Genomic DNA, 26,703 nt, shown 5'->3' on the forward strand with positions numbered 1-26,703 from the left:
TATTCAAGGACATGATGAACGATCCTAAAAGGGAGTTGGCACACCGTGTGATTCGCCACGCCGAATGCTATTGGAAAAGCTGGGGTGGTGACTCCGAGGCCGTCAAGGTCGGGCGAATTTTCGAGTCCGTCGACCACGAGGTTGCGATTGGTGTGTTGGTGGAGCTGTTCTTGCGTATCGGTGGATGGGGGCGGGACGCACTGAAAATGGAGTGCTGCCGTTGCCTTCCCGAAGTGCCAACTAAAAGCAACGAGCGTTGCGTAACAGTACCGACTAATTTATCCCTGGTCGAAATCGGCAACAGATGCTTCCACGGTGTGACGAGCATTCGCGAAAGCCGAGCCGAAATCACGGAATTTGTTAAGAGCCACGAACCGGAGGAAATCGTGGCAGGCGTGGCGGCACTCATGCTCGACATTAAGTTCAAAGGGCGTGAAGCATTGCGGCGTAGCTGCGGTATGGCTCGGTGCTAGGAGATCAAAGTGACTTTGCAAAGCGTCAGCAGCGGCTTGCGCCGCCGGCATTCGATTCCGCTACGCAAGACGATCGGAGTCGATGTTTACAGCGCCGGCCGCAAGGCCTGGCGTTCGACTCTTCACCAATGTGAGCTGGAAAGGAGGCTTGCCGAATGTCGTCGTTAGACCAGATCCGTGCGCAACTCGCGGCAGCCGACCATCCGTTGCCGGCTGGCCATCCGATCGCGGACGGAAAACATCATCGTTATGGGCCTCGCAAGAAATACTGGTATCAGTTGCGCGAGGTGGTGAGCAGGGGGGGCGTTATCGGCTACTCGGGCACGTTCGGCCATTTCTCGGGCGACGATCCGGGCACCGAGCGTTTTCGATGGGATGGCGCACCGTTGAGCGACGAGGTGCTGGCGGAAACACGTCGTCGTCAGGAGCAGGTCGAACGCGAGCAAGCGGAGAGTGAAGCCCGACAGGCGAAGCTCGCGGCGAATCGTGCTCGCAGTCAGTGGGCACGCGCGAGCGAGCAAGGCGAGTCGGCCTATTTTCGCCGCAAGCGGATCACGCCGGAAGGTGTCCGGTTCGACCAGGACGGGACAGTTTTTGTCCCGATGCTCGTGTATGGCGACGAGCCGCGCTTGGTCGGTTTGCAGAAGATCACGCCGGACGGGGCGAAGCGCTTCAACAAGGGGATGCAGAAGAAAGGCGCATCGTATCTGCTCGGTGATATCGGCCCGGACGACAAGATGGTGCTGGTCGCTGAAGGCTATGCCACCGGCAGGTCGGTCCGGATGGCATCGAACGAAGCGTTTGCGCTTTCCGTGTGCTTCGATGCCGGAGGGATTCTGCCGGCCGTGAGGCACCTGCGTGAAGCGCATCCGGGCGTGCACATCATGGTGTGTGCCGACGACGACTGGCCGATCGAACAGCGCATGCGTGACTGGCTTGTCGAGGAGTTCGCCTTCAAGGGCGAGCTGACTTACGACGCTTCGCCCGTGCGGATCGAGGCGAAGAATACTTGGTACGCGGTCGCGGTGCGCAAGCTCGTCGACGCGAACGGCGTCGAGTATATCGAGGCGACGTATGGCAACGACGTGATGCCGCAGCGCCGCAGGCGGTTCGAGAACGCAGGATTGAAACGGGCGTGTGAAGCGGCAGCGGTGGTCGATGGGGTGAGCGTGGTGTGTCCCACGTTTGCGAATCGCGGGCAGCGCAAGCTGACGGACTTCAACGATCTACATGTCGAGGAAGGGATCGAGGTTGTGTCGCGACAGATCCAGTCGGCAATCCTGGCCGTTCTCGCGCCAGCTTACGACGAAGTGAGGCCGACCACGGTCGAGGTGGCCGCCGCTCCGCAACTCAAAACAGCCGCGACATCCGCTGGCGCCGACGAAACGGAGTGGCGCGGTCAGGACATCGAAAACGGTGCGCACACGTGGGAGCGTGACCTCGTGCGCACGGAGAAGGGCACGCTGCTGCCGACGCTCGGGAACGTCCATCTGATTCTGTCGAACCACAAGGATTGGCAGGGCGTGATTGCCCAGGATGATTTCGCGGGGCGTGTCGTCAAGCTCAAGTCACCGCCGTTCCCGCAGGGCGAAACAGGCGAGTGGACCGACATGGATGACCAACGCTGCACGCTATGGTTGTCGAACAAGTACGCGCTTTCTGTGCGGGCCGACATCGTCATGAACGCGGTTCTGCTGGTTGCGGATGCAGCGCATTTTCACGATGTCCGCGAATACCTGGATGGCCTCGAATGGGATGGCGTCGAGCGTGTGCGATCGATGCCATCGAAGTACTTGCGTGTCGACGATACCGAGTACGCGCAGCTCGCGTTCATGAAATGGATGATCGCGGCCGTGGCGCGTGTCATGAAGCCCGGCTGCAAGGTCGACAACGTGTTGATCCTCGAAGGCCGGCAGGGCTGGCGTAAATCGACTGCGCTGAAGGTCCTCGCTGGCAAGCCGTGGTTCACCGACACGCCGATCCAGATCGGCAACAAGGACACATACGCGGTCATGGCCGGCAAGTGGATCATCGAGTTGGCCGAGCTGGATTCGCTCAACAAGACCGACTCGTCGGCCGCGAAGAGCTTCTTCGCGACGGAGTCCGACCGGTTTCGCAACTTCTACGGCAAGCGTGCCACTGACGTTCATCGGCAGTGCGTGTTCGCCGGCTCGGTCAACTTCGACGCCTACCTCAAGGATGAATCGGGAAACCGGCGCTACTGGCCGCTGCGTTGTGGCGGCCTGGTCGATATCGATGGCATCGAGCGTGCGCGCGATCAGCTATGGGCCGAGGCCGTGCACCTCTACCGCGAAGGCGTGGTGTGGCACGTCACCGAGGCAGAGCGCCCTCTGTTCGAGGTTGAGCAGGCGGAACGGTACGAGGGCGATGTGTACGAGGACGTGATCGGCAGGCAGCTTGAGTACGCGACCCGCACGACGATGGAGGAGATCTTGCGCGACGTGTTGAAGCTCGATTCGTCGAAATGGACGCAGCCCGAGCAGCGCCGCATCGGCAAGGCTTTGAAGTCGCTTGGTTGGATCCGCAAGCGTGAGTCAGTGGGCGTGCGTCATTGGTTCTACATGCGCGACGAACACGAGCTGGATCGCGTGCCGGAACCCGTGAGTGCAGGCGACGACGACAGCCCGCTTTGATGACGTGGCGCGCTGCACCGGTATCGACGGCGCGCTATTGCGCCAGCGATGGCGCGCCGTGTCCGTCCCAATGTCCCAACGTCCCAAGGCATTGCCTCGGGTGCGGGGGCAGGCGGGCGACATGCGCGACATGAGCGGCGCATGTCGTGGCCGCGCGCGCAACCTCAGGACTTTTCCCTTGGGACATTGGGACATTAGGACGGTAAGGAGAGAATCATGATCGATTTGAAAGAGCGAGCAGGCATTGCAATGAGCGTTCGTGGTCAGTTCACCGACCCGATTGCCGATCCAAAAGTTACTTTGGGCGCGCTCGCCTTTGCGAGCGACCTCGGTCGCCTGATGACGCGGATAAAGGCCGGGCCGCATCCGACGCCTGAAATGGTTCGGCGGGCTTCGTTGTTGCTGGCGCAGATGATCCGGACGTCGGGGCGCTTCAAGCGAGGCAAGTTCTCAGGGTTGAAACGGGAGGAGCTTCGGGAGCAAAGAGCAGGGCAGGCAGTCGAGCGTGCGAAGTTCGATATCGTTGAGCGGTTCGCGCTTCGGCTGCTCGACGAGTGGGTGAACGATCAATGTATCGAATGCGAAGGGCGAGGCGTTGTGCGTCGAGCGCGCGGGATTCGAAACATCACGCCTCGGTGCGTGACGTGCGTGGGTGCCGGAAAGATATGTGTATCTGAAGAGCGCATTCCGTTCTTCGTCGGGCGCAATGGGCCGCTCGTGTTTCGTGAGTTCGATCCTTGCGATGATTGCGGCGGGATGGGGCGTGTTGCGCCAGCTTCGATTATTGATGCGCAGGGCCGGCGTATTTGTCCTGTCTGTTCCGGATCGGGTAAGCGGCAGGCTGATGAGGCAAGTCGTGCGCATTCAATCGGCGTATCGCTTGCCGAGTATCGAAACAACTGGTCCTGGCGTTTTCACGACATGCTTGCGTTGATCGACAATGTCGATGGATCGGTGTGCGACATAATGCGCCGGCAATTACGAAGATGAACGCTATTCCATTTCAAGAGTGATTCGCTTACACTCTGCGCATCCTTTACCGCGTCACTGGATTCATGAGCGACCGCATACTCGTGTCGCAACCTTCGCCCGACAGGCGTACTGAATCGCGGGAGCGCCGCGACCAACCATAAACAAAGTCTGTCGGGATCTGCTGGGAGGGCGTTCGCCCTGACGAAATGAATATCGGAGCCTTGAGAGCGAAAGTTCTCGGGGCTTTTTGCATTGGAGTGCGAGATGCGTAAAAACTCTGGAAGTGGGCCGGTGGACCTGATCCTTGGCGAGCAGGTAGCTGAGGCCGTCAAAGAGGCGGTGCACGACGATCCCAACGCGTACGGTATTGCCGATGGAGAAGAAGCGGAAGCGCTCAAGGCATTGTCGATGACCCTGAGCGCTATCGATGAATTCGGCAATCAGATTGCTGTTTTGGTACGTGCAGAGCGTGGTACTCGCGACGTACTCAGATCTTCCGGAGTGTTTCCGGGAGTAGATCGCGTACTGATTGCTTGAATGTTTCGATGATCTCGTCGGACGCCTCTGACGCAATAAGTTTCGACACACGCAACTCAGTTAGTGTGTCGACCGCAGTAACGAACGCCGAGTTGCTGGCATTGGCTTCGGCGAGTGCACGGACAACGGTGTAAAGCGCCATATTGTCCGCGACAAGTTGCTGCTTGATTGGGGCGTCGGCCTTTAAGGTTTCTGCAATTTTTTTTAGTGCATCGCTCATACGGATCTCCTTCATGGTTGATGCGCGCGATTCTACCGCTCAATGAAATGGGGCGGTTTCTTGCTCCGATCGCGTGGGTGCGACAACTGATCGCTGTTTGGTGCGGTCTGCACAATCCATGTGCAGGCGGGGACCCTGAGGGCTTCGCCACACGCGGGGGCTCGGACCCGCGCCTTTTCTCTACTGGCGAATCTCCATAGGGGGTCATATTCATGCCGACTCAGCAGCAGATCGCCGACCATCTCGACCTCGACCAGTCAGCCGTTTCTCGGTTCGTCGACAAGCTTCAGCTCGACTACCGCGCAGCATCAATCGACGAGATCCGCGTCGCCTACATCCGGCACTTGCGCGAGATCGCCGCTGGCCGCTCCAGCGAGACCGGGATCGATCTGGTGGCGGAGCGCGCGATGACCGAGCGCGTCGATCGCGAGCTCAAGCTGCTGACGCTGGCGGAGAAGAGAGGGCAGCTCGTCAACGCGGCGCAGCTCGAACAGGCGTATGGCCTCATGGTCGGCGCATTTCAAACGGAACTGCTGGCGCTGCCCGACAAGCTGGTGCCGGAGCTTTACGCGCTGCACGGTGTTCAGGTCGACATCGAATGGTTGAACGAGCATATCTATGGATGCCTTGAGCAGCTATCTGAATACGAGCCAGACCGTCCGCACGGTGATTCGTCGGATCGCGAAGCTGTTGAGGCCGCCGGAACGGATCGGGACGACGGAATGGGCGAGTAAGTACCGCCGTCTGAACGCCAAGGCGTCCGCCAGCCCGGGCCGCTACAACCCGAATATCACGCCGTGGGTGCTCGCGATGCATGACGCGCTGGACGATCCGACCGTGCAGAAGGTGGTGTGCATGAAGTCGGCGCAGGTCGCGTGGACAGACGGCGTACTGCTGAACTACATCGGCAAGCGGATCGACGTCGATCCATGCCCGATGATCTTGATGTTCCCAAAGGAGAAGACGGCCAAGAAGTTCAACCTGGAGAAGTTCGAGCCCATGATCGAGGTGACGCCACGGCTCGCTGCGAAGCTGCCGGTCCACGCGGCGCGCGACAAGAACAACCTCTGGGATCACAAGACCTTCGCGCGCGGCTTCCTGAAGTTCATCACGTCGAACGCACCTGACGACGTGAAGTCGACGCCGGCTCCAGTGGTGGCCGTCGAAGAGCCGGACGATGCAAACACCAACGTGCGCGACCAGGGCGATTCGATCACGTTGCTGGAGCAGCGGAACAAGTCCTACTCGGCACGTCGCCGCAAGATGATCCTGGGCGGCACGCCGACGGTCGACGGTCTGTCGCGTATCCAGCAAGCGTATGCAGCCTCCGATCAGCGGGTGTACCTGGTCCCGTGCCCGGACTGCGACGAAGAGCACGAGCTGATGTGGGAGCACGTCACATGGAGCAATGACGCCGACATCGTGCACGAAGTCTTCGGCCGGGCGCGGCCCGAGTCGGCCCGCTACACCTGTCCGCATTGCGGATCGTTGTGGGATGACCCGACTCGCATTCGCGCTGTTCGCCGTGGGCGTTGGGTCGCCACCGCACCGTTTCACGGCGTGGCCGGCTTTCGTGTGAACGAATTGGTGTCGCCGTTCCCCGGCTCGAACATGCAGGAGCTGGTGAAGAAGTGGCTGGAGGCGGACAAGGCGCTGCGCGACGGCGACGACACGAAGATGCGTTCGTTCGTGAACAACTCGCAGGGCCGTGCGTACCGATACAAGAGCGAGCTGCCCGAGTTGGACGTGCTGGCCGAGCGCGCGATGGACTACGCGGAGCTGACGGTGCCGGCCGGCGGATTACTGCTGACGCTTGGCGTGGATGTGCAGCACGACCGCCTCGCGCTCGTGCTGCGCGCGTGGGGGCGCGGCGAAGAGAGTTGGCTGGTCGTGTGGGGCGAGATCCACGGGAACGTGCTCGACCAGCAGCAAGACCCCTTGGAAGGCGGCGTATGGGGTGCCCTGACCACGATGTTGACCCACGCATATCGGCACGAAAGCGGATGGCTGCTGCGCGTGCGAGCCACCTCGATCGACTCGTCGGACGGCTCGACGTCGGACGCTGTGTACAAGTACGTGCGCGCGGCGCAGCAGGCCGGACTCAACGTCGTGGCGGTCAAGGGCAGCAGCAACGCCGAAGCCGAGATCTTCAGCGTCCCGAAGGCCTCGATCGATTCGACGCGCAACAACAGCAAGGCGGCCAAGTACGGCCTGCGCCCCTACATGGTCGGCGTCAGCCGTGCGAAGGATCTGATCCTCGAAAACCGCCTGAAGCTCGAAGGCGACGGCCCGGGCCGCATGCACTGGTATCGCGGCGTGCGTAGCGACTATCTGGCTCAGTTGACCGCCGAGGTCAAGGTGCCCGGCCCGCGCGGCGGCAAGCGCGTCTGGCAGAAGAAGGCCGGCGTGAGAAACGAAGCGTTGGACTGCGAAGGCTATGCGTTGCACGCGGCCCGCAGCGTCAAGGTGCATTTGATGAAGGAACCACATTGGCAGATGGAGCAGCACCTGGTTTCGCAGGCGCCGCTGTTCGACGCGGCACCGGTACTCGATGCGCTGCCGTCCGGGCTGCCCGTTGAAGTGCCACCCGATCCGCCGGCCGAGCCGGCTGTTACAGAAGCGCCGCGGCCACCGCCGCCGGCAGCAACCCCCGACGAAACCCCGCCATCGAGCGGGGTTTCGCGCATTCAGGGGCGTCGAGTGGGGCGCTCGTCCTACCTGACCCGACGCTAGGAGATGTTCATGGGATACACAAAGCAGGATCTGGAGAGCATCCAGTCGGCGATCGCGAAGGGCGAGCTGGAAGTGCAGTACGCAGATCGACGCGTGAAATATCGTTCGATCGCCGAGCTGCGCGAAGCGCGCACCGAGATCGTCCGGGATCTGAATGGGGCTTCCGGCCGATCGTCGATCTTCCGGCTGCGCCACGCAGGCAAGGGGGTGCGATGAGCGCCGGCTTCCCGTCGCTTTCCCGGCGCGGGTTCGTGGTGCCGACGCGGCTCAAGGCGGCGGCTTACGAGGCGGCGAGCACGGCCGGAGCCCGCGCGAAGGCGTGGCGTACATCGAGCGCCGGGCCGAACGCGGCGGCGGTACAGAACCTGCCGCTGATGCGCTCGCGCGCACGCGACGCGATCCGCAACGATCCCTGGGCGGAAACCGCGATCGCGCGGCTCGTCTCGAACACGATCGGCAACGGCATTCAGGCGCATCCTCAGCATCCGAACGACGTGGTGCGTCGGACTCAAAAGCAACTTTGGGAGGACAGCGGGCACGAGATCGATGCCGACGGGCTGTTCGACATCGCGGGTGTGCAGACGCTCGCCGCGCGTTCGTTCTTCAGCGATGGCGAGGTGCTGGTCCGCCGTCGGCTGCGTCGTCCTCGCGACGGCCTGGCCGTGCCGATGCAGATCCAACTGCTCGAAGGCGATCTGTTGCCGATGGAAAAGAACGAGCTGGTGCCGGGCGGCGAGATCATCAACGGCGTGGAGTTCGACGACGACGGGCGACGTGTTGCGTATCACTTGCTTAGGCGCCATCCCGGTGAGACCGGACGCCTCTCGAAGGCCGGCACGCAGACTGTCCGCATCCCGGCCGACGAGATCGCGCACGTCTTCCTGGCGCTGCGGCCCGGCCAGGTGCGCGGCGTGCCCAAATTATCGACGGTGCTGCTGCGATTGAAGTCGCTCGATAACTTCGACGACGCGGTGCTGTTCCGGCAGGAAGTCAGCAACCTGTTTGCCGGCTTCATCACGAAGCCGCCGGCCGAGCCTGGCATGCCGGGCGATCCGATCACGGGCGGTGCGATGGCATACGACACGGACGGCTTCTCGCCGGTCGTATCGCTCGAACCGGGGAGCATGCAGGAGCTGGCACCGGGCGAAGGCGTGGAGTTTGCTGAACCGCCTGGCGCTGGAGGCGATTACGTCCCATTCATGCGGCAGCAACTGATGGCTGCCGCCGCATCGGTTGGCATGCCGTACGAAGTCATGACGGGCGATCTTCGCGAAGTTAGCGATCGCGTGTTGCGGGTGATCCTCAACGAGTTCCGTCGGTCGGTGGAGCAGATCCAGTGGAACGTGTTTATCCACCAGTTTTGCCGCAAGGTCTGGCGCTGGTGGGTCGACGCCTGCGCGCTGTCGGGTGCGATGGCGATGCCCGACTACTACCGCGCGCGACGCGACTACCTGCGCGTGCGCTGGGTGCCGCAGGGCTGGCCGTACATCCATCCAGTGCAGGACGTTACGGCGAAGAAGATGGAAATCCGCTCCGGCCTGACGAGCCGATCGGCCGCCGTGCTCGCGCGCGGCGACGACCCCGAACAGATCGACCAGGAGAACGCCGACGATCTCGCGCGCGAGCAGCGGCTCGGTATTCGATACGACACGCTCGAACCGGCAGAAGTGGCGAGCAACCTATCCAACAAGGATGACGAATGAAAGGAAAGAAGCGGTGGTGGGACATCCGTGCGCAAGCCGGCGCGGATGGCACGAGCGAGGTCGAGATCCGCATATACGGCGATATCGGATTCTGGGGAGCCGACGCCGACCTGTTCGCATCGCGGCTCGCCGAGGCGGCGGCCTCGGCGACATCGATCGTGGTCGCGATCAACTCGATGGGCGGCGACGTGTTCGACGCGTTCACGATCTACAACGCGCTGCGCCGTTACGCCGGCAAGGTGACGGGGCGCGTCGACGGCATTGCCGCATCGGCCGCGTCGCTGATCCTGATGGCGTGCGACACGATCGTCATGCCGTCGAACGCGATGCTGATGATTCATAACCCGCACACGGTGGCAGCAGGCGAGGCTGAGGACTTCCGCCGGCTTGCGGATTTGCTCGACAGCACGGGAGCGAACTTCGTCACGGCCTATGTGGAGCGCAGCGGACTTACCGAGGATGAGGTGCGCGCCATGATGTCTGCGGAGACCTGGCTGACCGCATCGCAGGCGAAGGAGCAGGGGTTTTGCGATTCGATCGAGGAACCGATCAGCATCGACGCGTACGCGGGCGCTGCCCGGCTCGCGGCCCGCTTTTCGGCCGTTCCCGCCGAGATTCGAGCTGCGCTGGACGACGAGAGCGAGTCGCCTGCGCCGAATGTGCCGCTGGATCCGCCGATCGAGCCCGAGCCGATACCGCCTGCCGCGCCGGATACACCGAGCGCACCGAACGTCGCGGCGCTCGCCTCGCATGTGTTCGCCGCATGCCGCGAGGCACGGATCGAGCATTGCGCCGAGGGCATCGTGCTCGCGACGGGCCTGCGCGACCGAGCAACCGTGGACGCCGCGATTCGTGGTGCTCAAGACATCGCTGGCATCTGTCTGGCCGCGAGCCTCACGGAGCTGACGGCCGGCTTTGTCGCTGACGGCCTGACGCCCGACCAGGTACGCGCCCGGCTGTTCGAGCGTGTGACCGCATCACAGCAACCGATCAACCATCGTGCCGCCCCGGTCGACCACCAGCACGCGCCGGTTGTCGCCAGTGCGCCGCGTGCGGCGTCGATCTATGCGGCCCGCAAGGGCAGCAAGCCACTTTGACGTAACCCCAGGAGGAAAGGATTCATGTCGAACATCGAGCTACAAGGAGTGCTGACGGCCGAGTTTCTCGTGTCGGAAGGCAATGGACAGATCTCGCGCGAGCGCATCGTCGTGAAGGCGGGCGACGCGCTGCCGGCCGGGCAGGTGCTCGGCGTGACGGGGACGGGCGAGTACGCACCGTACGACAACGCGGCCAGTGACGGCTCGGAGGTCGCGGCGGCAATCCTTTATGCGGCGCTGGCGTCGTCTACGCAGGCTCGCCCCGCGACCGGCGTCGTGCGTCTCGCCGAAGTGGCGGGCGAACTGCTCGCCGGTCTTGATGTGGCTGGCCGTGACGATCTCGCGGAACGGCACGTCATCGTCCGCTGAACCAGGCACACCCCGTTCAAGGCCACGCAATGCGCGTGGCCTTTTTTGTATCCACTTTCATTTCGGAGTTCGTATGGCGGATATCGCCCTGTTTCAAGACGACGCGTTCTCGCTGGCTTCCCTGACCGCTGCAATCAACGATCAGCCACATATCCCCGGCCGGATCGGCACGCTTGGGCTGTTCGAGGAGGACGGCATCACCACCACCACGATTCAGATCGAACGCGACGGCGACACGCTGGCGCTCGTCGCTGCCGGCGAGCGCGGGGCACCGTCGGCCATCACGGTCGGCAGCAAGCGCGGCATGATCCCGTTCAACACGGTGCATTTGCCGCAACGCGCGGCCATCAAGGCTGACGAGATCCAGAACCTGCGCGCGTTCGGTTCGGAGACGGAGATGGAATCGCTGCAGACCGTCGTGAATCGCCGCCTGGCGAAGATGCGCCGCCAGCTCGACGCCACGCACGAGTTCCACCGCATCGGCGCGATCAAGGGCGCGGTGCTCGACGCGGACGGCAAGACGGTGCTGATCGACTTGCTCAAGTATTTCGGCATCAAGCAGACGTCGATCCCGTTCGAGCTGGACAACGAATCGACCGAGATCCGGCAGAAATGCCAGGAAGTGCAGGACGCGATCGAGGACGCCCTCGGCGCGACCACGTACACCGGCGTGCGTGTGCTGTGCGGTCGTAACTTCTGGAACAAGCTGATCGTGCTGCGGACTGTCAAGGAAACTTACCTCGCCACGGCGATGGCAACTGTGCTGCGCGACGACGCGCGCGAGGCGATCGACACTGGCGGCTGCGTGTTCGAGCGCTACCGTGGCCGCGTGGGCGACATCGGCTACGTCGCGGACGACGAGGCGCACGCGGTGCCGGAAGGCGTGCCGGATCTGTTCATCACGCGCTTTGCGCCGGCCGACTATGTCGAGGCGGTCAACACCACCGGCCTGCCTTACTACGCGAAGCAGGAGCTGATGGACTTCGGCAAGGGCGTCGAGATCGAGGCGCAGTCGAACCCGATCCACCTCTGCACACGTCCGAAGGCGATCGTCAGGCTGAAGGCTTGATATGGCGTTCCGTGACTTGATGGCCGATGTCGACAAGGCCGTGATGCGCGATCTGTCCGACGACATCACGATCGACGGTCGGGCGCTGCGCGGCATGTTCAAGGCTCCGTGGCTCGGTCCGGATCTCGGGACGCAGCGCACGCAGCTCGTCGCGCCGATTCTCCATGTACGGGATGCCGATGCCGTCGATGTTTCGGTGGGCAGTGTCGTCGTGGCCGATGGCGAGCGCTTCCGCGTGCTTGAGATTCAACCGACAGGCACGGGCTGGACCGTACTGATTCTGAGGTGATCCATGGATCTGATGAAGGTCGAGATCGACGTGAAGGGGGCGTCAGCGGTGCTCGCCAGCCTGCCGCCTGCCGCGATGCAGGCGGCATGGCGGCGAACGCTTCGCAAGACGAGCGCGTGGATCCGGAGCCAGACGGCGAAGGAGGTTGGCGACGAGACGGGCATCCAGAAGAAGCTGCTGCGGCAGCGGATGTACTTCTACATGCGATCGGCCGACACCGGGAAGGTATGGCTCGGATTGAATCCGATCGATGCGCATCGGCTCGGTGCGGTGCGGCGGACGAAGGCCGGCATGCGCGCTGGGAAGGTCCAGTTCGACGGTGCCTGGCGCAAGACGAAGGCGCAGCCCCGCGGCCCGATCTTCCGGCGAACCGGAAAGGCCCGGACGCCGTTCGAGCGGGTGACGATGGAGTGGGCGCAGTCCGGCGATCCGGCGTTTAGACGCGCCGCGCGGGCGTGCGAGGCGCGGCTGATGACGGTGCTGCGGCAGGAGGTCAACTATGAAGTCCAGAAGGCATTGAACCGTGCTCGATAACCTGAAGCAACTTCATGACGGGATCGAAGCCGGGCTTCGCGAGCGCTTGCCTGGCATTGATCGGATTCATGCGTATCCGAAGATCGGCAAGGCGATCGAGACGCCGTTTGTTGCGATCGAGCTGGCGGAGCTGGAGCCGGGCGAGGACGACGGTACGGGGCGTGTGCCGTTGATCGCGCGGATGCAGGCGCGCGTGATTGTCGATCCGCTGGTGCCGGACGCCGCGTTGCAGGTTCGCGAGCTGTCTGCTCGCGTCCTGCTGGCGGTCCACGGCTCGACTTGGGACCTGGCGGTAACGCCGGGCAAACAGGTCGGCTCGGCGGGGGAGGATCCGTTTAAGCCGGAGCTGGATACTTACCTGGTCTGGCTTTTGGAATGGGTGCATGAGTTCGACCTTGGCGATGTGTACGAGCCTCCGGCGACAGGGCGCTCGGTGTTGTGGGGCGTGGAGCCGAACACGGGGCCGGCACACAAGGGCGATTACTGGAACCCGGCCGATCGGGAAGCGAGGTGACGCGTGAGCGATTTCGAGCTGGGCGAAATGGATCGCCGCATGGCGTGCCTGACGCAGTCGGCCACGGTCGAGGCGATCACCTACGATCCGCCGCGCGTGAAGGTGCGCATCGGTGATTGGGTCAGCGATTGGCTCAAATGGCAGGCGGGAGCGGCTGGCCAGGTTCGGCACTGGCGTCCGCCATCGATCGATGAAGAGGTGGCGTTGTGGGCACCGTCCGGGGATCTGGCCGGTGCGTTCGTTGCTCCGGGCTACTACACCGAGCAGCACGGCGGGTCGGCGAGGTCGAGTCCCGACGAGACGGCCACGGATTTCCCTGACGGTGCGTTCGAGCAGTACAACCATGCGAGCCATGAGTATGTGCTGTCGGTGCCAGCGGGTGGCCGGATCGTGTTCCGCATCGGCGAGACCGAGTTCGAGCTGAAGGCGGACGGTGTGACGCTTCGCAGCGCAAAGCTGCTTGCGGATGTGCCCGACTCGACCTTCACCGGCAACTCGACGACTGAACAACTGCTGACGTTCAACGGCGGGATGCGAGGTAAGCCGGGGAAGGACGGAGGCGTTGCGGTGGTGGTCGAGGGCGGGGCGGAATTCACTGAGGACGTTGTCGCCAGCGGTAAGTCGCTTACTAATCACAGACACTGGGAACAAGGTGATGGTGAACTTGTAAGTAAGCCGATTTAGCCGTGAGGTAGACCTGTATTTTTTGCGAGGACTATTTATCGTGTGGAACTTCTAGAATTGACGCCGATGCAGGAAAATCACTTCGTGAAAAGGATCGAGTCGATGAGTTCCGTTGGTAACAACCAAAACGGCAGTGCAGGTTCAGGGGCTACGGGTAATTCTAATAATGTTGACTGGGAGGATTTCAAGCGTTTTCATAAAAATTATATGTCGGTGCTCGCTGTCCTGAAGGATACGATGGAAGTCCTATGGAAGTTTGCTCCGATCGGTCTAGTGATGCCGGCTATGTTGATATGGATTTATTTAAGAAAAATCGGCTGGCAGCAATTATTTCCGGAGACTGTAGTTTCGGTGCCGGGGTTGGTGGTAATGATCGTTGCATCATGTTTATTGACGATTTTGCTGGCGATCCAGTTTGGAATTCCCTCAATGATTTCAGTGGGGGCGGTGGGTGTATACGAAGAACAAAATAAGATTTCAAAGGCATTGGGGTATGGCGGATTGAGAGGTGTCGTCTCTTTCTTGTTTATTGGATCGCCGATTCTCTGGGCGATTTTGTTTGGATTGCTTTCGTTTATTTTCGATTTATCTTTTGGGTGGTGTTTTTTTCTGGGTATTGCTGGGATGGTTGTATTTGAATTTTTTGTGGTGTGGGTGAATTCAAGGATATTTTTCGATTCAAAAAATACTAAATTGTCGAGTAAGCTTTATGTCTCTTTCAAGATGGTATTTGCTCCAACATTTATTGTGATATCTGTTTTTCCAACGTTAATTATTTGTATGGGTTTGTTTTCCGGTGATAATTTATCGGGTTTTTGGGCGTTTATTACGTTCGTTGGCTGCGTAATTTATAGTGTAGTGGGTGTGATTCCGGGTGTGGTTTATTTGATTGGTAGGTTGTCTGATAAAAATCCATTCAATGTTTTCAAGGCGACGATTTCTATCGGTGCGGTAGTGCTCTATGCGGCATCTTCAATTGCGCTAATTCTGGGTCCTGTCACATCTACAATTCTGAGATCAATTGGAGCAATCGACGATAAAAGATATGTTTATCAGGTCTTGGAGCCGAAGCTCGTTACTGGGTTGCAGGGAGCCGGGTTCACAGTCTACATGGCGGGTCCTTCAGTGTTCAGCGACGGAAAGCCAACCTATTTTGTTGATGGGTATGTTCGATTCAATTTTGCGAATGTTCTTCTGCTTTGTCGCGATCCATTGAATTTTAAAAAAGCGGATGGAGTTTCTATGACTAACGAAGATGTCCAGAACAAGCTGCCGTTGTGGCGTGCAGGTGGGTATTTTTGTGTGGAGGCACATGCAAGCGAAGTCCGATTGTTGCAGAGTCGTCGAAAATCTTAATCTTAAGCGTATTTTTTTAATTGAACCCCGCGAATGCGGGGTTTTTGTTTTATGGAGGTCATATGTCGAAAGACGCTCTGAAGGGGGCAGCATGTGCGCCCGTGGCATTCATCGAGACCAAGTTTCGCAGCCGCGTAGTCGCGCTGCCAGACGGTTTGTTTATTACCGTGGAAATCGGAAAAACGAAGGTCACGAAGCCCGAGCACATCGCATATCTCGATGCGCATTCGTGCTTCAGGCGCGTCCCTTCCATGAGGCAATGATGGTGGCGCGTATCGGCATGTGTCGCCGCACGGGCCGGTTGATCGGTGGGGTAGCCCACCTGATCCAGAGCATCGCCGACATCCTCGGCACACGCAAAGGAACCCGCCGCGAGCGTCCCGAATACGGCTCGGACCTGCCCGCGATGGTCGACCTACCGGTCACGCGTGGCTGGATCTCCGCAGCACAAGCGGAGTCCGCGCGCGCAATCGGTCGATGGGAACCTCGCCTGGCGCTCGATCGTATCAACGTGCTGTCGGTGGTGGACGGCAAAGTAACTTTTCGAATCGCCGGCCGCTACAACGGCGACGACGTCGTATTCGAGGTGACGACATGACGGTAATCGATCTATCCGCGCTCGATCCTCCCGACCTGGTGGAAACGCTGGATTTCGAAGCTGCCTACCAGCTCAAGCTTCAACATTTCAAGCGCATCTATCCCGATTGGACGGCTGCGCTGGAATCCGATCCGGTGGTGAAGCTGATCGAGCTTGCGGCGTACGACGAGATTCGGTTTCGGGCTCGCACCAACGACGCCGGCCGCGCTGTACTGCTGGCCTGCGCGACGGGTGCCGATCTCGAACACCTCGCCGTTCTCTGGAACCTACAGCGGGAAATCATCGACCCTGGCGATCCCGAGGCGCATCCGCCGATTCCGGCGACTGCCGAACGCGACGCGCGGCTGCGACTGCGCACGCAGATGGGCATCGAGCGTGCGTCGACGGCCGGCCCCGCCGGCTCGTATCGCTCGCTTGCGATGAACGCCTCGGCAGACGTTGCTGACGTGCGGGTCGACCGTTTGGAGCCCGGCACCGTGCGAGTGGTCGTGAAGTCGTACTCGAATGGGGGCATCGCGAGCGCCACATTGCTCGACAAGGTCCGGCGAGTGCTGTCACCCGAGGACCGTCGGCCGCTCAACGACTCGCTGCTGGTCGTGCCTGCTAGTCCTGTCGATTACGCGATCGTCGCCGACGTGTACATCGGTCGCGGCCCGGATCCGGGTGTTGTGCTCGACGCTCGTCGCCAGGATCTCGATGTCACGGTCGACGAACACGAAGCGCTGCGCCTCGGTATGCCGCGATCTGCCATCACCGGCGCACTGCATCCCAAGGACTCCGGTGTCGTTCGGGTGGAGTTGAAGTCGCCACCGTCTGATGTCACATGTTCGATCGATCAGTTTGCACGCTGCACGTCGATCGTGCTCAACCCGAAGATGAACGATGACGATTGAACGCCTGTTGCCGACGAACCAGACGTCGCTTGAGGCTGCGCTCGCACAGGTGCTGCGCCCGAGCATCGATCCCGACGTGATCAGAACGCTCTGGGACGCGGATCGCTGTCCATCGGCATTTCTGCCCTGGTTGGCGTGGTCGCTGGCCGTCGACGGATGGGAACTGGCGGAATCCGAGGATGCGCGTCGCGCGCTGATCAAGTCGTCCCTGGCGATTCACCAGCGCAAGGGCACGCCGTGGGCCATCCGCGAGATCGTACGGCGGCTTGGTTTCGGCGAGATCGAGATTCAGGAGGGGCGCCGGATCAAGTGCCGCGATGGCTCGGCCAAGCGCGACAGTCGATATCTGCACGGTGGTGCAGCCGCATGGGCCGAGTACATCGTGAAGCTGCGGCGGCCGGTGACGCGGGATCAAGGAGAGAACCTGAAGCGCGCAATCGAGCGATACGCGCCAGCACGCAGCAGGCTTGTATGGCTCGACTTTTCCGAGGTCGCGATCCGGCATAACGGCGTCGCAACACGTAATGGTCAATTTACGCGAGGAGTGATCGGGACATGGCCAATCTGAAAGAGGAAAGCAAGTGGGAGGACGGCGTCTATCAGTTCGAGACGTCCGATCCTGTCGAGGGTGGTCCTGAAGGGATCGATAACGTGCCGACGAGGCAACTTGCGAACCGGACGCGGCATCTCAAAGGCCGGGCCGATGGCAACGACAAGCGCGTGGGCGAGGTGAGCAAACAGGTCGAGGCGCTGGGCAAGCGTGTTGACGGACTCGGCAAGGACATGCTGCCGATCGCGGGCGGAGCGTTGAAGGGGGCCTTGCTCGGGAAGCCAGGTGCGATCGCCGCGAATAACCCGAAGAGTGTCGGCATCGGCTTCGACGGCGATCCCGACACCGGCATGTTCTCGCCGTCCGACGGTCATCTTCAACTGGGTGTGAACGGCGTTCCGTACCTTGTGCTGCAAGGCGATGTCATGTCGCTCGCTGCGCCCGGAGCCATGCTGCTGAATGCTGGCGGTGGTGAACGGGCTCGGCTGACTTCCGAGGGGCGGTTGCTCATCGGCACCACGTCCGATAACGGTCGTGACGGATTACAGGTTGCGCTCGGTGCTTCGTTCACGAAAGGCCTTTGCGGGGCAGGTATGGATGTGCCGGAGGGTGGACAGATTCGTGCCACGAGCTCGCAATTTGGCGTGATGTTACGAGTTGACGATCTGACCGCGTATTGGCTGCAAACGAAGAAGGGCGATTCGCGAGGCGGATTTAACGACTATCGGCCGTTTTCGTGGGAGCTGACCAACGGGGCAGTGAGCATCGACGGTACGGGATCCGGGACGCATTTCGGTGGATCGATCGACATGAAGGGCGATCTCACGGTGCGGCCGGCCTCGGGCGAGGGGCGCGCGAATCTGGGGCAAAACGACGGATATTTCTTTGCGAACTCCGATCGCGCCGGATGGTTCTCCGGAAGTCGAGGGTCGTTTCAGTATCACTTCGCTGAACGTGTCTTAAAGGTTAACGACGACGTTGTCTGGCACGAAGGCAACCTGGCACCGTTGGACCTGAACAATGGTGGAACGCTCAAGGGGGCGCTGTCGCTCGCAGACGGTGCGCGGATTTTTCTAGCAGAGGGCACGCCGCAGAATCCGTCGCTGGCATTCGACAAGGATGGTGCGCCGGATACCGGGCTGTACCACCTTGCTGACGGGGCGTTTGGCGTTACCTGCAACGGTTTGGTGACGGCTCGATTCACGGCCGACCGGGGCACGATTTTCGACCGCCCGGTGCAGGTTCCGACGCCGCCGAACGGTGATCGATCAAACAATGCGGCGTCGACGGCGTTTGTCGTCGACGCAATCGCATCGGCGTCAGTCGGACAGATTTTCTTCGAGGTCCGGACCGTGCCGCGTGCCGGTTGCCTCGTGCTGAACGGTTCATTGCTTAACCGCGACGACTATCCAGCGTTGTGGGCGTATGCCCAGGGAAGCGGTGCGCTGGTCGAGGAACAGGACTGGACGAATGGGAACTGGGGATCGTTCTCTAGTGGCGATGGTGTTGTGACATTTCGCCTCCCGGAGTTTCGCGGCGAGGGGATTCGGTGCGCCGATCTCGGTCGCGGCGCCGATGCCAATCGGCGAATCGGTACCTGGCAAGACAGTCAAAACCGCTGGCACTCACACAGTGCGTATGCAGATGGCGTTGGCGATCACGCGCACGGTGCATGGACAGACACGCAGGGGTGGCACGGCCATGGTGTCAACGATCCAGGTCACAACCACGCGATCCCGGTTGCTTCCGGTGGAGGGTACATCGGTGAAATCAATCTGAATGGTGGTGGTCGCGGCGACAAGTGGACCACCGTCAGCGGCACGAATATTTCGATTAACGGCGACGGCTTGCACGGGCACAACGTCGGCATTGCCGGGGCGGGCAGTCACACGCACACGATCAACGTAGTAGCCGATGGGGGCGACGAGACGCGCATGCGAAACGTTGCCGTTCTCGCGATGATCCGTGCTTTTTAATTGACGAGGTAGAGCATGCTTTGTAATCAATACGACAGCCTCACGGGGCAGTACATCGCGAGTTTCCTCGCCGATGCTGACCCAATGAATGCGAACCGCGTCCTCGTTCCCGCGTTCTGCACTCTCGTGCCGCTTCCCGAGCGGCCTAAGCGGACATGGCCGTTCTGGCGCAATGATAAGTGGGAGATGCTGCCCGACTATCGCAGCGTGCGCCTGTATCGCACTGAGTCAGGCGTGGCGGCCGAAATCACGGTCGCAGGCGTGACGCCCAAAGAAGTGGGGCTGACCGAAGTGCCGCGTCCGTCCGACGCGCATGTTTGGCGTAACGGCGCGTGGGTTGTTGACGAACGGATCGTTGCGGACAACGCGCGCGAGTTGGCGATGAATGACTTCTTCGCGCGGCTGGAAAAAGCGCGACGACACAATCTCGGCAAATCGGATGCGCGCGTAACCGGCCGCTTGTCGGATCTCGAAGAAGCGACGTTCGATGCGTGGACCGATTATCAGATGGCGCTGACCGCCGTCGTCGAATCCCCGACATTTCCGGCGGATATCGAGTGGCCGCCCGAGCCGCGTGCGGACGTGATTCTTGCGGAAGTCGAGGCCCGGCGTGTTGCGAAGGCGGAACGTGATGCGGTTGAAGCTGGTAAGGCCGACACCACTGGTGCTGTGGATGAACCGAACCCGTCCGGCGCATCGACCAAAAAGTAACTTTGCCGACGCCAATCGCGTCGTTTTCTCTCAAGCCGCTCACAGAGCGGCTTTTTTTATTTTCCGGAGATCCGCATGTCCGCGACTTCATTTTTCCACGGCATCACGACGACGATCGTCGACAGCGGCCCGCGCACGATCGCGGTGCCGTCGTCGTCGGTGGTCGGCATGGCCGACACGTTCACGCCCGGCCCCGATCTGGCACAGCAGAACGTGCCCGTGCAATTGACGAGTTACGGCGAAGCCGTGCGAGCGTTCGGCGAGAAGAGTGCGATCGCGCGCTCTGCCCGCGCGATCTATGCCCAAAGCAGCGCAGTCGTCGTCGCGGTGGGCGTGCCCGCTATCGACGAAGAGGCAGAACTGACGTCGGCGATCATCGGTGGCGTGTCGGCCAGCGGTGCCCGCACCGGCTTGCAGGCGCTGCTCGATGCAAAGTCGCGTTTCAACACGCAGCCGCGATTGCTGATCGCACCTGGGCACTCGTCGAGGCAGCCGGTCGCAACGGCCGCCGATTCCCTCGCCGGCAAGCTGCGTGCCTTGGCCGTGATCGACGGCCCGAATGCCGACGACGAGGCGGCAATCGCCTACGCAAAGAATTTCGGCAGCAAGCGCCTGTACATGGTCGATCCCGGCGCGAAGGCGTGGGACACATCGACGAACGGCGAGATTGCGCTGCCCGCGTCCACCTACGCTGCCGGCCTGTTCTGCCAGACCGACGCGAAGATCGGCTTCTGGGCGTCGCCATCGAACAAGGAGATCGTCGAGATCACGGGCACGGGCCGGCCGATCGAATACCTTGACGGCGACGAGACGTGCCGGGCGAACCTGCTCAACAACGCGAACATCGCGACGATCATTCGCGACGGCGGGTTTCGCTTGTGGGGAAACCGCACGCTGTCGGCCGATCCGAAATGGAAGTTCGTCACGCGCGTGCGCACGCTCGACATCGTCATGGACGCCGTCCAGGCCGGGCACAAGTGGGCGGTCGACCGGGGCATCACGGCCACGTACGTGAGCGACGTCACCGAAGGGCTGCAGGCGTTCATGCGCGATCTGAAGCGTCAGGGCGCTGTCGTCAACTTCGAGGTCTATCCGGACCCGCAGCTCAACACGGCGAGCCAGCTTGAGGACGGCAAGGTGTACTGGAATATCCGCTTCACGGATGTGCCGCCTGCCGAGAACCCGATTTTCCGCTTCGAGGTCACGAATCAGTGGCTGACCGAAGTGCTCGACAACCAGATCTGAGGGAGCAAGGATGATTCCGGAAACGCTGTACAACTGCAACGCATTCGTCGACGGCCGTGGTTACGCGGGGCGAGTGACGAGCGTGACGCCGCCGAAGCTGAAGCTCAAGACTGATGACTATCGGGCCGGCGGCATGGACGCGGCGGTCAAGGTCGACCAGGGCATGGAGGCGCTGGAAGCGTCGTTCGCGATGGCGACGCTGGATTACGATGCGCTGAAGTTTTTTGGGCTGGTCGATCAGGGCGCGTTCAACGGTGTGTTTCGCGCGGTGTTCAAGGATCGCAGCGGCAAGACGAAGAGTGTCGCCGTCTACCTGCGCGGCATGCTGTACGAAGTCGATCCGGGCGAGTGGAAGCCCGGCGACAAGGTCGATGCCAAATACACCGTGTCGTGCGACTACTACAAGTTGGAGATTGACGGAGCGATCGTGCACGAGATCGACGTGTTTGCGTGCAAGCGCGTGATCAACGGCGTCGATCAGCTCGCCGAGGTGCGTAAAGGGCTCGGCATGTAGCACGGTGCTCACGCGCACGCTGCAAAGTTACTTTCTTCAATCGATGGCGGGCCGGCGGCTCGCCATTTTTCATTTCAGGAACCGCAATGGACAAGGTCACGGTCAAGCTCAACTATCCGATCAAGCTCAACGGCGTCGAGTGCGATGCATTCACGATGCGCCGGCCGAAGGTGCGCGACATGCGGGGCGCGCAGAAGCTCGCCCCGAACGATACCGAGGAGCAGGAGCTGGTCCTGTTCGCGACGCTCGCCGATATCGCGCCGAGCGATCTGGATGCGATGGACATGGCCGACTACGAGCGCGTGCAGGACGCCTACTACTCCTTTCGATCCGTACGCAAGGCTGGACAGACAGACCCTGAAAGCGCTCGCGAACCGGCTGTTGCGTGAGTTTGGCGTGCAGCCGTTGTCGATCGACGAGATGACGGTCGACGACATGCTGTGGTGGCTGACCGACTGAGAGGTGACAGATGGCAAATGATTTGGCGCTCGGCATCGTAATCGGCGGTGCCGTATCGGGGACGTTCGGCAAAGCGATCGCCGACACCTCGAAGAAGATCGACGCAATGAAGAAGCGGGCGAACGACTCGCGGCTCTGGCAGCACCAGATCGGCGAGACGATGCGCTTGCAGGACGAGTTTCGTCGGCTGCATTTGGCGGGTGACAGCGCGGCCGACGGCATTCGCCGCAAGCTCGACGGCAATCTGAAATCGCTGCGCGATGCGGGCGTGGAGGTCAATCGGCTCGATCGCGCTTATGCGCGGCTCGGCCGTACCGCGCGAGGCATGGATCTGCAGGCGTCCGGCTTCTCCCGGCTCTCGGCCGGACAGAAGGCTGGACGCAGCGCGATCGGCGACGCCATGAAGCTGACGGCCTCCGTTGCGGTGCCCGCCACGATCTCGGCGAACTACCAGGCGATCATTCGCGACATCGCGATCAAGGCGGGCATCGCACGTACGCAGGAAGAGGCGGCGATGAAGTCGCGCATCCAGCGTGATGCGTCGGCAAACGGCATCGGCCGGAACGAGCTGGCCGATTCGGTCAACCAGATGGTGGCGGGCGGCATGGATCTGGGCCGGGCGCTCAACTTCGCGCCGCTGGTTGCGAAGTTCGCGATCGGGCAGGGGGCGACGTCGGTCGAGACTGCAAAGATGATTCAGGCGTTGCAGCAAAACGCGGACATTACGGATCCGAAGGAGATGGCGAAAGCGCTTGAGGCAATCGCTTATCTCGGCAAGGAGGGTTCGTTTGAATCGGTCGATATGGCGCGGTGGTTTCCGGTGCTGCTCGCGGAAATGAAGAAGCTCGGCATTACCGGGCTGGATTCGGTCTCCCAGCTCGGCTCGATGCTTCAGGTGCAGATGAAAACGGCGGGCAGCTCGGATGAGGCGGCGAACAATCTGAAGAACTGGTTCTCGAAGATTGGAGCTGGGGACACGGACCGTTACTACGCGAAGGCCGGCGTTGACTACCAGGCAAAGATGCGTGAAGCGATCGGCAAGGGCTGGTCGACGATGGAAGCGTCGTTCGTCCTGGCGCGTGCGTATATCGAGCGTGTCGATCCTGAGAAGGCAAAGCAGATCGCGGCGGCTGCAACGAAATTCAATTCGGAAATGGACCCGGCCAAGCGTCAGGCGCAGATGGATGCATTTGCCGAGACGATGAAGACGGGGGATCTGTTCACCGACATGCAGGTCAAGGCCGCATTGACCGCATACATGCAAAACGCGGACATCTACAACAACATGAAGCGAGTTTCGCTGCAGGCGAGCGGCGAGATCCAGAAGGATCTGGAGGCTCGTCGTGAAACTTCCAAGCAGATTTGGAGCGAGGTCGGGCAGCAGTGGGACGACGCGATGCGCAGCATCGGCGACGCGCTGCGTCCCGTGACGGATCTGGCAGGCAAGGCGGCGAAGGCGGTTGGCGGCGGCGTGCGATCTGCCACGGACAGCGCACCGAAGGCGACAGCGGCCGTGGTCGGCGTTGCTGGGGCGGTGGTCGCGATGCGGGGAGCAAAGGTGCTTTGGAGCATCGGCCGAGGTTTGCTCGATATCGCGCGCGGCGTGGTGCTCGCGCGTGGTGGCCCAGCGCTCGCAGGGCGCAGTGGACCGGCCGGCAAAGGCGTCGGGCGCGCACTCGATGCACTCGGTGGAGCGGCAGGCGCTGTTGGCGGGGTACAGCGCGTGTTCGTCGTCAACATGTCCAGCGGCGGCGGCCTCGGCGACCTGGTCGATGGCGGTCGAGCTGCGCGTCGAACGAGCTTGCGGCGAGGCCGGATCGGGCGAGTGCTCAATGGTGGCCGTGCATTGTTTGGCCGACTCGCCCCATATGCGGGAAAGCTTGCTGCTGCCGCCAGCTTGCTGAAGATCGGCATGGCGGCGAAAGATGCCTACACCGTCGCATCGAGCAACGACTCACGAGGGGAAAAGGCGAGCCGATTCGCGGGCATCGCAGGACGTCTCGCTGGTGGCGTCGCGGGCGCGAAGATCGGCGCAATGATCGGTGCATTCGGTGGCCCCATCGGCGTGGCGGTCGGCGGTGTGGTGGGTGGTGCCGTTGGCGCAATCGCGAGCGAGAAGATTTTCGGTGCTGTCTCGCGAAAGCTGCTGGTTCGCAAGGCGGATGACTCGGCCGCCCACGTCGCGGCGCTCGCGAAAGTGAATGCCGCCGTGACGAACGCGCCTGGCGCGGGCGCTCTGCGCGGGCCGCAGATCGAGCAAACCAACACGTTCGCGCCGGTCTTTCATGTGAAGCTCGAAGCGACCGACGCCGACGTGGCCGACAAGTTTCTCGCGAAGGTCAGCCCGATGCTGACGCGAATGATGGACGAGCAGCAGCGCAAGGCGAACAGTCGTACCGCCATGTTCGACGCGCCACACATGTAATCGGAGGAGCGATGGATGTAATCGGGCAAATCACGGGTGCCGCAACGCAGGCCAGTATCGCGAGCGAGCGTGTGCGTCACATGGTGCGGGTGTCGGGCCGTAATCGAGCCGCCAGCATGTCGACGGTCGACGTGCTGCAACGTCTTGCGACCGGCAATCTCAGCAGCGCGGCCGAACTCCTCGCTGGCGCATCGAGTGGGCTTTCGGTGGCCGGCGATCTGTTCCCGAAGGTCGGCACGGTGTTGCGCAGCTTCAGCGCCACGCGGGCCTCGGTCGGCGCGATTGTGACGTCTATCGAGGGGGCCGATTTTCCGCTCGTTCGAGCTGCTACCGACAGCGTGAAATCGGCGCTCGGCGGGGCGTTGAACCAGTTCAACGCGGCGGTCGGCATCAAGGACTCAACCATGCTCGTCGCGGCCCGATTGACGGGGGCTGGTTCGATGCCGCTCGGGCTGCTCGAAGGGGCGACATCGAGCACGCCGCATCTGATGTCGATGACGACCGACGCGGGCGATGCTTTCCATTTCAATCTGTCGACTGCGGCATACGACAAGCTGCGTCGCGCAACGCGTTACCGCGTCGCCACGCAGGAGCGCTTGAATCGGCAGGAGGCGCTGCAGGCGGTCAGCGAAGGGGGCGAGACGATCACGCTGTCCGGTGTCGTGTTCCCGGCGCTGGGAGCCGGCGTCAGGCAGATCGGCCGCCTGCGCGAGATCGGCGGGCGCATGAAGCCGCTGCAGCTCACGACCGGCGACGGCGAAGTGCTCGGCCGCTGGCTGCTTCAATCGATCGAGGAAGAGCAGGAGGCACTGCTCGTGGACGGCCTGCCCCGCAAGCAGGCATTTTCCGTGGAGTTCGGCCGTTATGGCGAAGATTTTAAGAACGTCTGACGGCGATGTGCTCGACACGCTCTGCTTCCGTATCTACGGAACGCTGCGGGGCACGGTCGAGGCCGTGTACGACGCGAACCCGGGGCTCGCTGCGAAGCCGCAGCCGTTCTCGGCCGGCGTCGAGATCCTGATGCCGGATCTCGATGTGCAGCGAGTCGAATCCGTCCAGCTCTGGACGTAGCGAGGTGCGATGGAAGCAATTTTTCAGATCATCGCGAACGGCACCGACGTGACCAGGATCATTCAAGACCGGGTGCTTGAAATCCGTGCGATCGACAAGCCTGGACTGGATGCTGACGAATGCACGATCACGCTCGACGATCGCGACGGCCGAATCGAATTTCCGCCGAAGGGCGCGACCTTGAAGGTGTCGATCGGCTGGGAAGGGCAGGGGCTGTCGATGCTCGGTGAGTACGCCGTCGACGAGATCGGCGTGCGCGGGCCGCCGGCCAGCGTGGTGATTCGTGGCAAGCCGGCGAACATGCGCGCGACGTCGAAGACGCAGCGAAACGGGAGCTGGTCCAACGTGAAGCTGGCCGACATCGTCGGCGACATTGCGCGGCGTAACAAGTGGGCAGTCGCGTGTGATGTCGACGTGGCCGTGCCGCGCATTGACCAGTTCGGTGAGAGCGATCTGCATTTCATCACGCGCATCGCCAGGCAGTACGGTGCGACGGCCACGGTCAAGGCCGGCAAGCTGCTCGTGCTTCCACGAGGCGGCGGCAAGAGCGCGAGCGGCAAGGCGTTGCCGGTCGTGACGCTGACGCCGGATGTGCTGATCGACTACGACATCAATTTCCCGGACCGAGCGAGCTTCGCGGCCGTTCGCACAAAGGTGCACGATCGCAAGTCCGGGAAGAAGATCGATCTCGTGATACCGAATCCGGATGTACCGCCTGGCGCGTCTGCCGTACATACGGAGCGCCATGCGTTCCCGAGCCATGCGGCGGCCAAGGCTGCGGCGACGTCGCGATTGACGGCGCTCAACCGAGCCACTTCTTCGAGCCGGCTCACGATGCGCGGTCGAGCGGATCTGTCGGCTGAAAAGACGATTGCTCTGAAGGGCTTTAAGGCCGGAGTGGACGGCGACTTTTTGATTGAATCGGTGGAGCATACCTTCGCGTCGCGGGGCTGGCTCACGGTCCTTACGTTGAACGGAGGGAACAAGGGTAAGGCGAAGGTCGGGCAGGGAAAGAAGGGCAAGAAGATCGATCTGGTGGTGCCGGCACCGAAGTAGC

29 protein-coding genes are annotated in these 26,703 nt (G+C 61.8%); 28 read left to right on the plus strand and 1 reads right to left on the minus strand.

Going from position 1 to position 26,703, the window contains the following annotated elements; genetic code table 11:
- Positions 1-11 precede the first annotated feature (11 nt).
- The 4 genes from AB4851_RS22405 (at position 12) to AB4851_RS22420 (ending at position 4,636) form a co-directional block, all read left to right on the plus strand.
- A complete protein-coding gene (locus AB4851_RS22405) occupies positions 12-473 on the plus strand; it encodes a hypothetical protein (RefSeq protein ID WP_414451492.1) in 462 nt (153 codons plus the stop codon).
- 155 nt (positions 474-628) lie between these two features.
- On the plus strand, positions 629-3,127 hold the full coding sequence (locus AB4851_RS22410) for a VapE domain-containing protein (protein ID WP_414451493.1): 2,499 nt from the start codon (positions 629-631) through the stop codon (positions 3,125-3,127).
- Between the two features lie 216 nt (positions 3,128-3,343).
- The gene (locus AB4851_RS22415) at positions 3,344-4,117 is read left to right on the plus strand and encodes a hypothetical protein (protein ID WP_414451494.1); all 774 of its coding nucleotides are present in this window, start codon (positions 3,344-3,346) and stop codon (positions 4,115-4,117) included.
- 246 nt (positions 4,118-4,363) lie between these two features.
- Positions 4,364-4,636: a hypothetical protein gene (locus tag AB4851_RS22420; RefSeq protein WP_414451495.1), complete on the plus strand. Its 273-nt coding sequence runs from the start codon at positions 4,364-4,366 to the stop codon at positions 4,634-4,636.
- On the opposite strand, the gene AB4851_RS22425 is transcribed toward AB4851_RS22420, so the two are convergent.
- Positions 4,587-4,856, minus strand: a complete 270-nt coding sequence (locus AB4851_RS22425; protein WP_414451496.1) for a hypothetical protein — start codon at positions 4,854-4,856, stop codon at positions 4,587-4,589. The genes AB4851_RS22420 and AB4851_RS22425 overlap by 50 nt on opposite strands.
- 212 nt (positions 4,857-5,068) lie before the next feature.
- Between AB4851_RS22425 and AB4851_RS22430 the strand changes: the two genes are divergently transcribed.
- The 24 genes from AB4851_RS22430 to AB4851_RS22545 all read left to right on the plus strand — a co-directional run bounded on the left by AB4851_RS22430 (position 5,069) and on the right by AB4851_RS22545 (position 26,702).
- Positions 5,069-5,590 carry a MarR family transcriptional regulator gene (locus AB4851_RS22430; RefSeq protein ID WP_414451497.1) on the plus strand — a complete coding sequence of 174 codons (522 nt, stop codon included), beginning with the start codon at positions 5,069-5,071 and terminating at the stop codon, positions 5,588-5,590.
- Positions 5,475-7,589 carry a phage terminase large subunit family protein gene (locus AB4851_RS22435; RefSeq protein ID WP_414451498.1) on the plus strand — a complete coding sequence of 705 codons (2,115 nt, stop codon included), beginning with the start codon at positions 5,475-5,477 and terminating at the stop codon, positions 7,587-7,589. The genes AB4851_RS22430 and AB4851_RS22435 overlap by 116 nt, the downstream gene beginning before the upstream one ends.
- A 9-nt stretch (positions 7,590-7,598) precedes the next feature.
- Positions 7,599-7,805 (plus strand): phage head-tail joining protein, encoded by a 207-nt coding sequence (locus AB4851_RS22440; protein ID WP_414451499.1) that lies wholly within the window; start codon positions 7,599-7,601, stop codon positions 7,803-7,805.
- Positions 7,802-9,292 carry a phage portal protein gene (locus AB4851_RS22445; RefSeq protein WP_414451500.1) on the plus strand — a complete coding sequence of 497 codons (1,491 nt, stop codon included), beginning with the start codon at positions 7,802-7,804 and terminating at the stop codon, positions 9,290-9,292. The genes AB4851_RS22440 and AB4851_RS22445 overlap by 4 nt, the downstream gene beginning before the upstream one ends.
- Positions 9,289-10,389 carry a head maturation protease, ClpP-related gene (locus tag AB4851_RS22450; RefSeq protein ID WP_414451501.1) on the plus strand — a complete coding sequence of 367 codons (1,101 nt, stop codon included), beginning with the start codon at positions 9,289-9,291 and terminating at the stop codon, positions 10,387-10,389. Before AB4851_RS22445 ends, AB4851_RS22450 begins: the two co-directional genes overlap by 4 nt.
- Before the next feature lie 24 nt (positions 10,390-10,413).
- Complete coding sequence (locus AB4851_RS22455; RefSeq protein WP_414451502.1) at positions 10,414-10,758, plus strand: head decoration protein; 345 nt, start codon at positions 10,414-10,416, stop codon at positions 10,756-10,758.
- 73 nt (positions 10,759-10,831) lie between these two features.
- Complete coding sequence (locus AB4851_RS22460) at positions 10,832-11,827, plus strand: major capsid protein (protein ID WP_414451503.1); 996 nt, start codon at positions 10,832-10,834, stop codon at positions 11,825-11,827.
- Between the two features lies 1 nt (position 11,828).
- Complete coding sequence (locus AB4851_RS22465; protein ID WP_414451504.1) at positions 11,829-12,116, plus strand: hypothetical protein; 288 nt, start codon at positions 11,829-11,831, stop codon at positions 12,114-12,116.
- Positions 12,117-12,119: 3 nt separating this feature from the next.
- Positions 12,120-12,650 (plus strand): phage tail protein, encoded by a 531-nt coding sequence (locus AB4851_RS22470; protein ID WP_414451505.1) that lies wholly within the window; start codon positions 12,120-12,122, stop codon positions 12,648-12,650.
- Positions 12,640-13,164, plus strand: a complete 525-nt coding sequence (locus AB4851_RS22475; RefSeq protein ID WP_414451506.1) for a hypothetical protein — start codon at positions 12,640-12,642, stop codon at positions 13,162-13,164. The genes AB4851_RS22470 and AB4851_RS22475 overlap by 11 nt, the downstream gene beginning before the upstream one ends.
- Positions 13,165-13,167: 3 nt before the next feature.
- Positions 13,168-13,848, plus strand: coding sequence for a phage baseplate assembly protein V (locus AB4851_RS22480; protein ID WP_414451507.1), 681 nt, complete (start codon positions 13,168-13,170; stop codon positions 13,846-13,848).
- A 42-nt stretch (positions 13,849-13,890) separates the two neighbouring features.
- Complete coding sequence (locus AB4851_RS22485; protein WP_414451508.1) at positions 13,891-15,204, plus strand: hypothetical protein; 1,314 nt, start codon at positions 13,891-13,893, stop codon at positions 15,202-15,204.
- Positions 15,205-15,466: 262 nt separating this feature from the next.
- Complete coding sequence (locus AB4851_RS22490; protein ID WP_414451916.1) at positions 15,467-15,802, plus strand: GPW/gp25 family protein; 336 nt, start codon at positions 15,467-15,469, stop codon at positions 15,800-15,802.
- Positions 15,799-16,695, plus strand: a complete 897-nt coding sequence (locus AB4851_RS22495) for a baseplate J/gp47 family protein (RefSeq protein WP_414451509.1) — start codon at positions 15,799-15,801, stop codon at positions 16,693-16,695. Before AB4851_RS22490 ends, AB4851_RS22495 begins: the two co-directional genes overlap by 4 nt.
- Positions 16,685-17,263, plus strand: coding sequence for a phage tail protein I (locus AB4851_RS22500; protein WP_414451510.1), 579 nt, complete (start codon positions 16,685-16,687; stop codon positions 17,261-17,263). The genes AB4851_RS22495 and AB4851_RS22500 overlap by 11 nt, the downstream gene beginning before the upstream one ends.
- The gene (locus tag AB4851_RS22505) at positions 17,251-19,221 is read left to right on the plus strand and encodes a phage tail protein (protein WP_414451511.1); all 1,971 of its coding nucleotides are present in this window, start codon (positions 17,251-17,253) and stop codon (positions 19,219-19,221) included. The genes AB4851_RS22500 and AB4851_RS22505 overlap by 13 nt, the downstream gene beginning before the upstream one ends.
- A 15-nt stretch (positions 19,222-19,236) precedes the next feature.
- Entirely contained in the window at positions 19,237-19,932 is a 696-nt protein-coding gene (locus tag AB4851_RS22510; RefSeq protein WP_414451512.1) for a tail fiber assembly protein, read from the plus strand.
- 75 nt (positions 19,933-20,007) lie between these two features.
- Positions 20,008-21,177, plus strand: a complete 1,170-nt coding sequence (locus AB4851_RS22515) for a phage tail sheath subtilisin-like domain-containing protein (RefSeq protein WP_414451513.1) — start codon at positions 20,008-20,010, stop codon at positions 21,175-21,177.
- Positions 21,178-21,187: 10 nt separating this feature from the next.
- Complete coding sequence (locus AB4851_RS22520) at positions 21,188-21,691, plus strand: phage major tail tube protein (RefSeq protein ID WP_414451514.1); 504 nt, start codon at positions 21,188-21,190, stop codon at positions 21,689-21,691.
- Between the two features lie 86 nt (positions 21,692-21,777).
- Complete coding sequence (locus tag AB4851_RS22525; RefSeq protein ID WP_414451515.1) at positions 21,778-22,080, plus strand: phage tail assembly protein; 303 nt, start codon at positions 21,778-21,780, stop codon at positions 22,078-22,080.
- Between the two features lie 80 nt (positions 22,081-22,160).
- On the plus strand, positions 22,161-24,575 hold the full coding sequence (locus AB4851_RS22530) for a phage tail tape measure protein (protein WP_414451516.1): 2,415 nt from the start codon (positions 22,161-22,163) through the stop codon (positions 24,573-24,575).
- A gap of 11 nt (positions 24,576-24,586) precedes the next feature.
- Complete coding sequence (locus AB4851_RS22535) at positions 24,587-25,465, plus strand: phage tail protein (RefSeq protein WP_414451517.1); 879 nt, start codon at positions 24,587-24,589, stop codon at positions 25,463-25,465.
- Positions 25,440-25,646, plus strand: coding sequence for a tail protein X (locus AB4851_RS22540; RefSeq protein WP_414451518.1), 207 nt, complete (start codon positions 25,440-25,442; stop codon positions 25,644-25,646). The genes AB4851_RS22535 and AB4851_RS22540 overlap by 26 nt, the downstream gene beginning before the upstream one ends.
- 9 nt (positions 25,647-25,655) lie before the next feature.
- Entirely contained in the window at positions 25,656-26,702 is a 1,047-nt protein-coding gene (locus AB4851_RS22545) for a phage late control D family protein (RefSeq protein ID WP_414451519.1), read from the plus strand.
- The last annotated feature ends 1 nt before the right edge of the window (position 26,703 follow it).

Source organism: Burkholderia sp. 22PA0099, from assembly GCF_047497165.1.
GTDB lineage: Bacteria > Pseudomonadota > Gammaproteobacteria > Burkholderiales > Burkholderiaceae > Burkholderia.

Coding starts and splice junctions, on each gene's coding strand:
- AB4851_RS22460 (WP_414451503.1), top strand. CDS start 10,832: ATGGCGGATATCGCCCTGTTTCAAGACGACGCGTTCTCGCTGGCTTCC.
- AB4851_RS22435 (WP_414451498.1), top strand. CDS start 5,475: ATGGATGCCTTGAGCAGCTATCTGAATACGAGCCAGACCGTCCGCACG.
- AB4851_RS22490 (WP_414451916.1), top strand. CDS start 15,467: ATGGTGGCGCGTATCGGCATGTGTCGCCGCACGGGCCGGTTGATCGGT.
- AB4851_RS22495 (WP_414451509.1), top strand. CDS start 15,799: ATGACGGTAATCGATCTATCCGCGCTCGATCCTCCCGACCTGGTGGAA.
- AB4851_RS22425 (WP_414451496.1), bottom strand. CDS start 4,856: ATGAGCGATGCACTAAAAAAAATTGCAGAAACCTTAAAGGCCGACGCC.
- AB4851_RS22520 (WP_414451514.1), top strand. CDS start 21,188: ATGATTCCGGAAACGCTGTACAACTGCAACGCATTCGTCGACGGCCGT.
- AB4851_RS22500 (WP_414451510.1), top strand. CDS start 16,685: ATGACGATTGAACGCCTGTTGCCGACGAACCAGACGTCGCTTGAGGCT.
- AB4851_RS22440 (WP_414451499.1), top strand. CDS start 7,599: ATGGGATACACAAAGCAGGATCTGGAGAGCATCCAGTCGGCGATCGCG.
- AB4851_RS22405 (WP_414451492.1), top strand. CDS start 12: ATGATGAACGATCCTAAAAGGGAGTTGGCACACCGTGTGATTCGCCAC.
- AB4851_RS22535 (WP_414451517.1), top strand. CDS start 24,587: ATGGATGTAATCGGGCAAATCACGGGTGCCGCAACGCAGGCCAGTATC.
- AB4851_RS22540 (WP_414451518.1), top strand. CDS start 25,440: ATGGCGAAGATTTTAAGAACGTCTGACGGCGATGTGCTCGACACGCTC.
- AB4851_RS22525 (WP_414451515.1), top strand. CDS start 21,778: ATGGACAAGGTCACGGTCAAGCTCAACTATCCGATCAAGCTCAACGGC.
- AB4851_RS22545 (WP_414451519.1), top strand. CDS start 25,656: ATGGAAGCAATTTTTCAGATCATCGCGAACGGCACCGACGTGACCAGG.
- AB4851_RS22530 (WP_414451516.1), top strand. CDS start 22,161: ATGGCAAATGATTTGGCGCTCGGCATCGTAATCGGCGGTGCCGTATCG.
- AB4851_RS22445 (WP_414451500.1), top strand. CDS start 7,802: ATGAGCGCCGGCTTCCCGTCGCTTTCCCGGCGCGGGTTCGTGGTGCCG.
- AB4851_RS22430 (WP_414451497.1), top strand. CDS start 5,069: ATGCCGACTCAGCAGCAGATCGCCGACCATCTCGACCTCGACCAGTCA.
- AB4851_RS22455 (WP_414451502.1), top strand. CDS start 10,414: ATGTCGAACATCGAGCTACAAGGAGTGCTGACGGCCGAGTTTCTCGTG.
- AB4851_RS22415 (WP_414451494.1), top strand. CDS start 3,344: ATGATCGATTTGAAAGAGCGAGCAGGCATTGCAATGAGCGTTCGTGGT.
- AB4851_RS22470 (WP_414451505.1), top strand. CDS start 12,120: ATGGATCTGATGAAGGTCGAGATCGACGTGAAGGGGGCGTCAGCGGTG.
- AB4851_RS22420 (WP_414451495.1), top strand. CDS start 4,364: ATGCGTAAAAACTCTGGAAGTGGGCCGGTGGACCTGATCCTTGGCGAG.
- AB4851_RS22410 (WP_414451493.1), top strand. CDS start 629: ATGTCGTCGTTAGACCAGATCCGTGCGCAACTCGCGGCAGCCGACCAT.
- AB4851_RS22505 (WP_414451511.1), top strand. CDS start 17,251: ATGGCCAATCTGAAAGAGGAAAGCAAGTGGGAGGACGGCGTCTATCAG.
- AB4851_RS22465 (WP_414451504.1), top strand. CDS start 11,829: ATGGCGTTCCGTGACTTGATGGCCGATGTCGACAAGGCCGTGATGCGC.
- AB4851_RS22515 (WP_414451513.1), top strand. CDS start 20,008: ATGTCCGCGACTTCATTTTTCCACGGCATCACGACGACGATCGTCGAC.
- AB4851_RS22510 (WP_414451512.1), top strand. CDS start 19,237: ATGCTTTGTAATCAATACGACAGCCTCACGGGGCAGTACATCGCGAGT.
- AB4851_RS22450 (WP_414451501.1), top strand. CDS start 9,289: ATGAAAGGAAAGAAGCGGTGGTGGGACATCCGTGCGCAAGCCGGCGCG.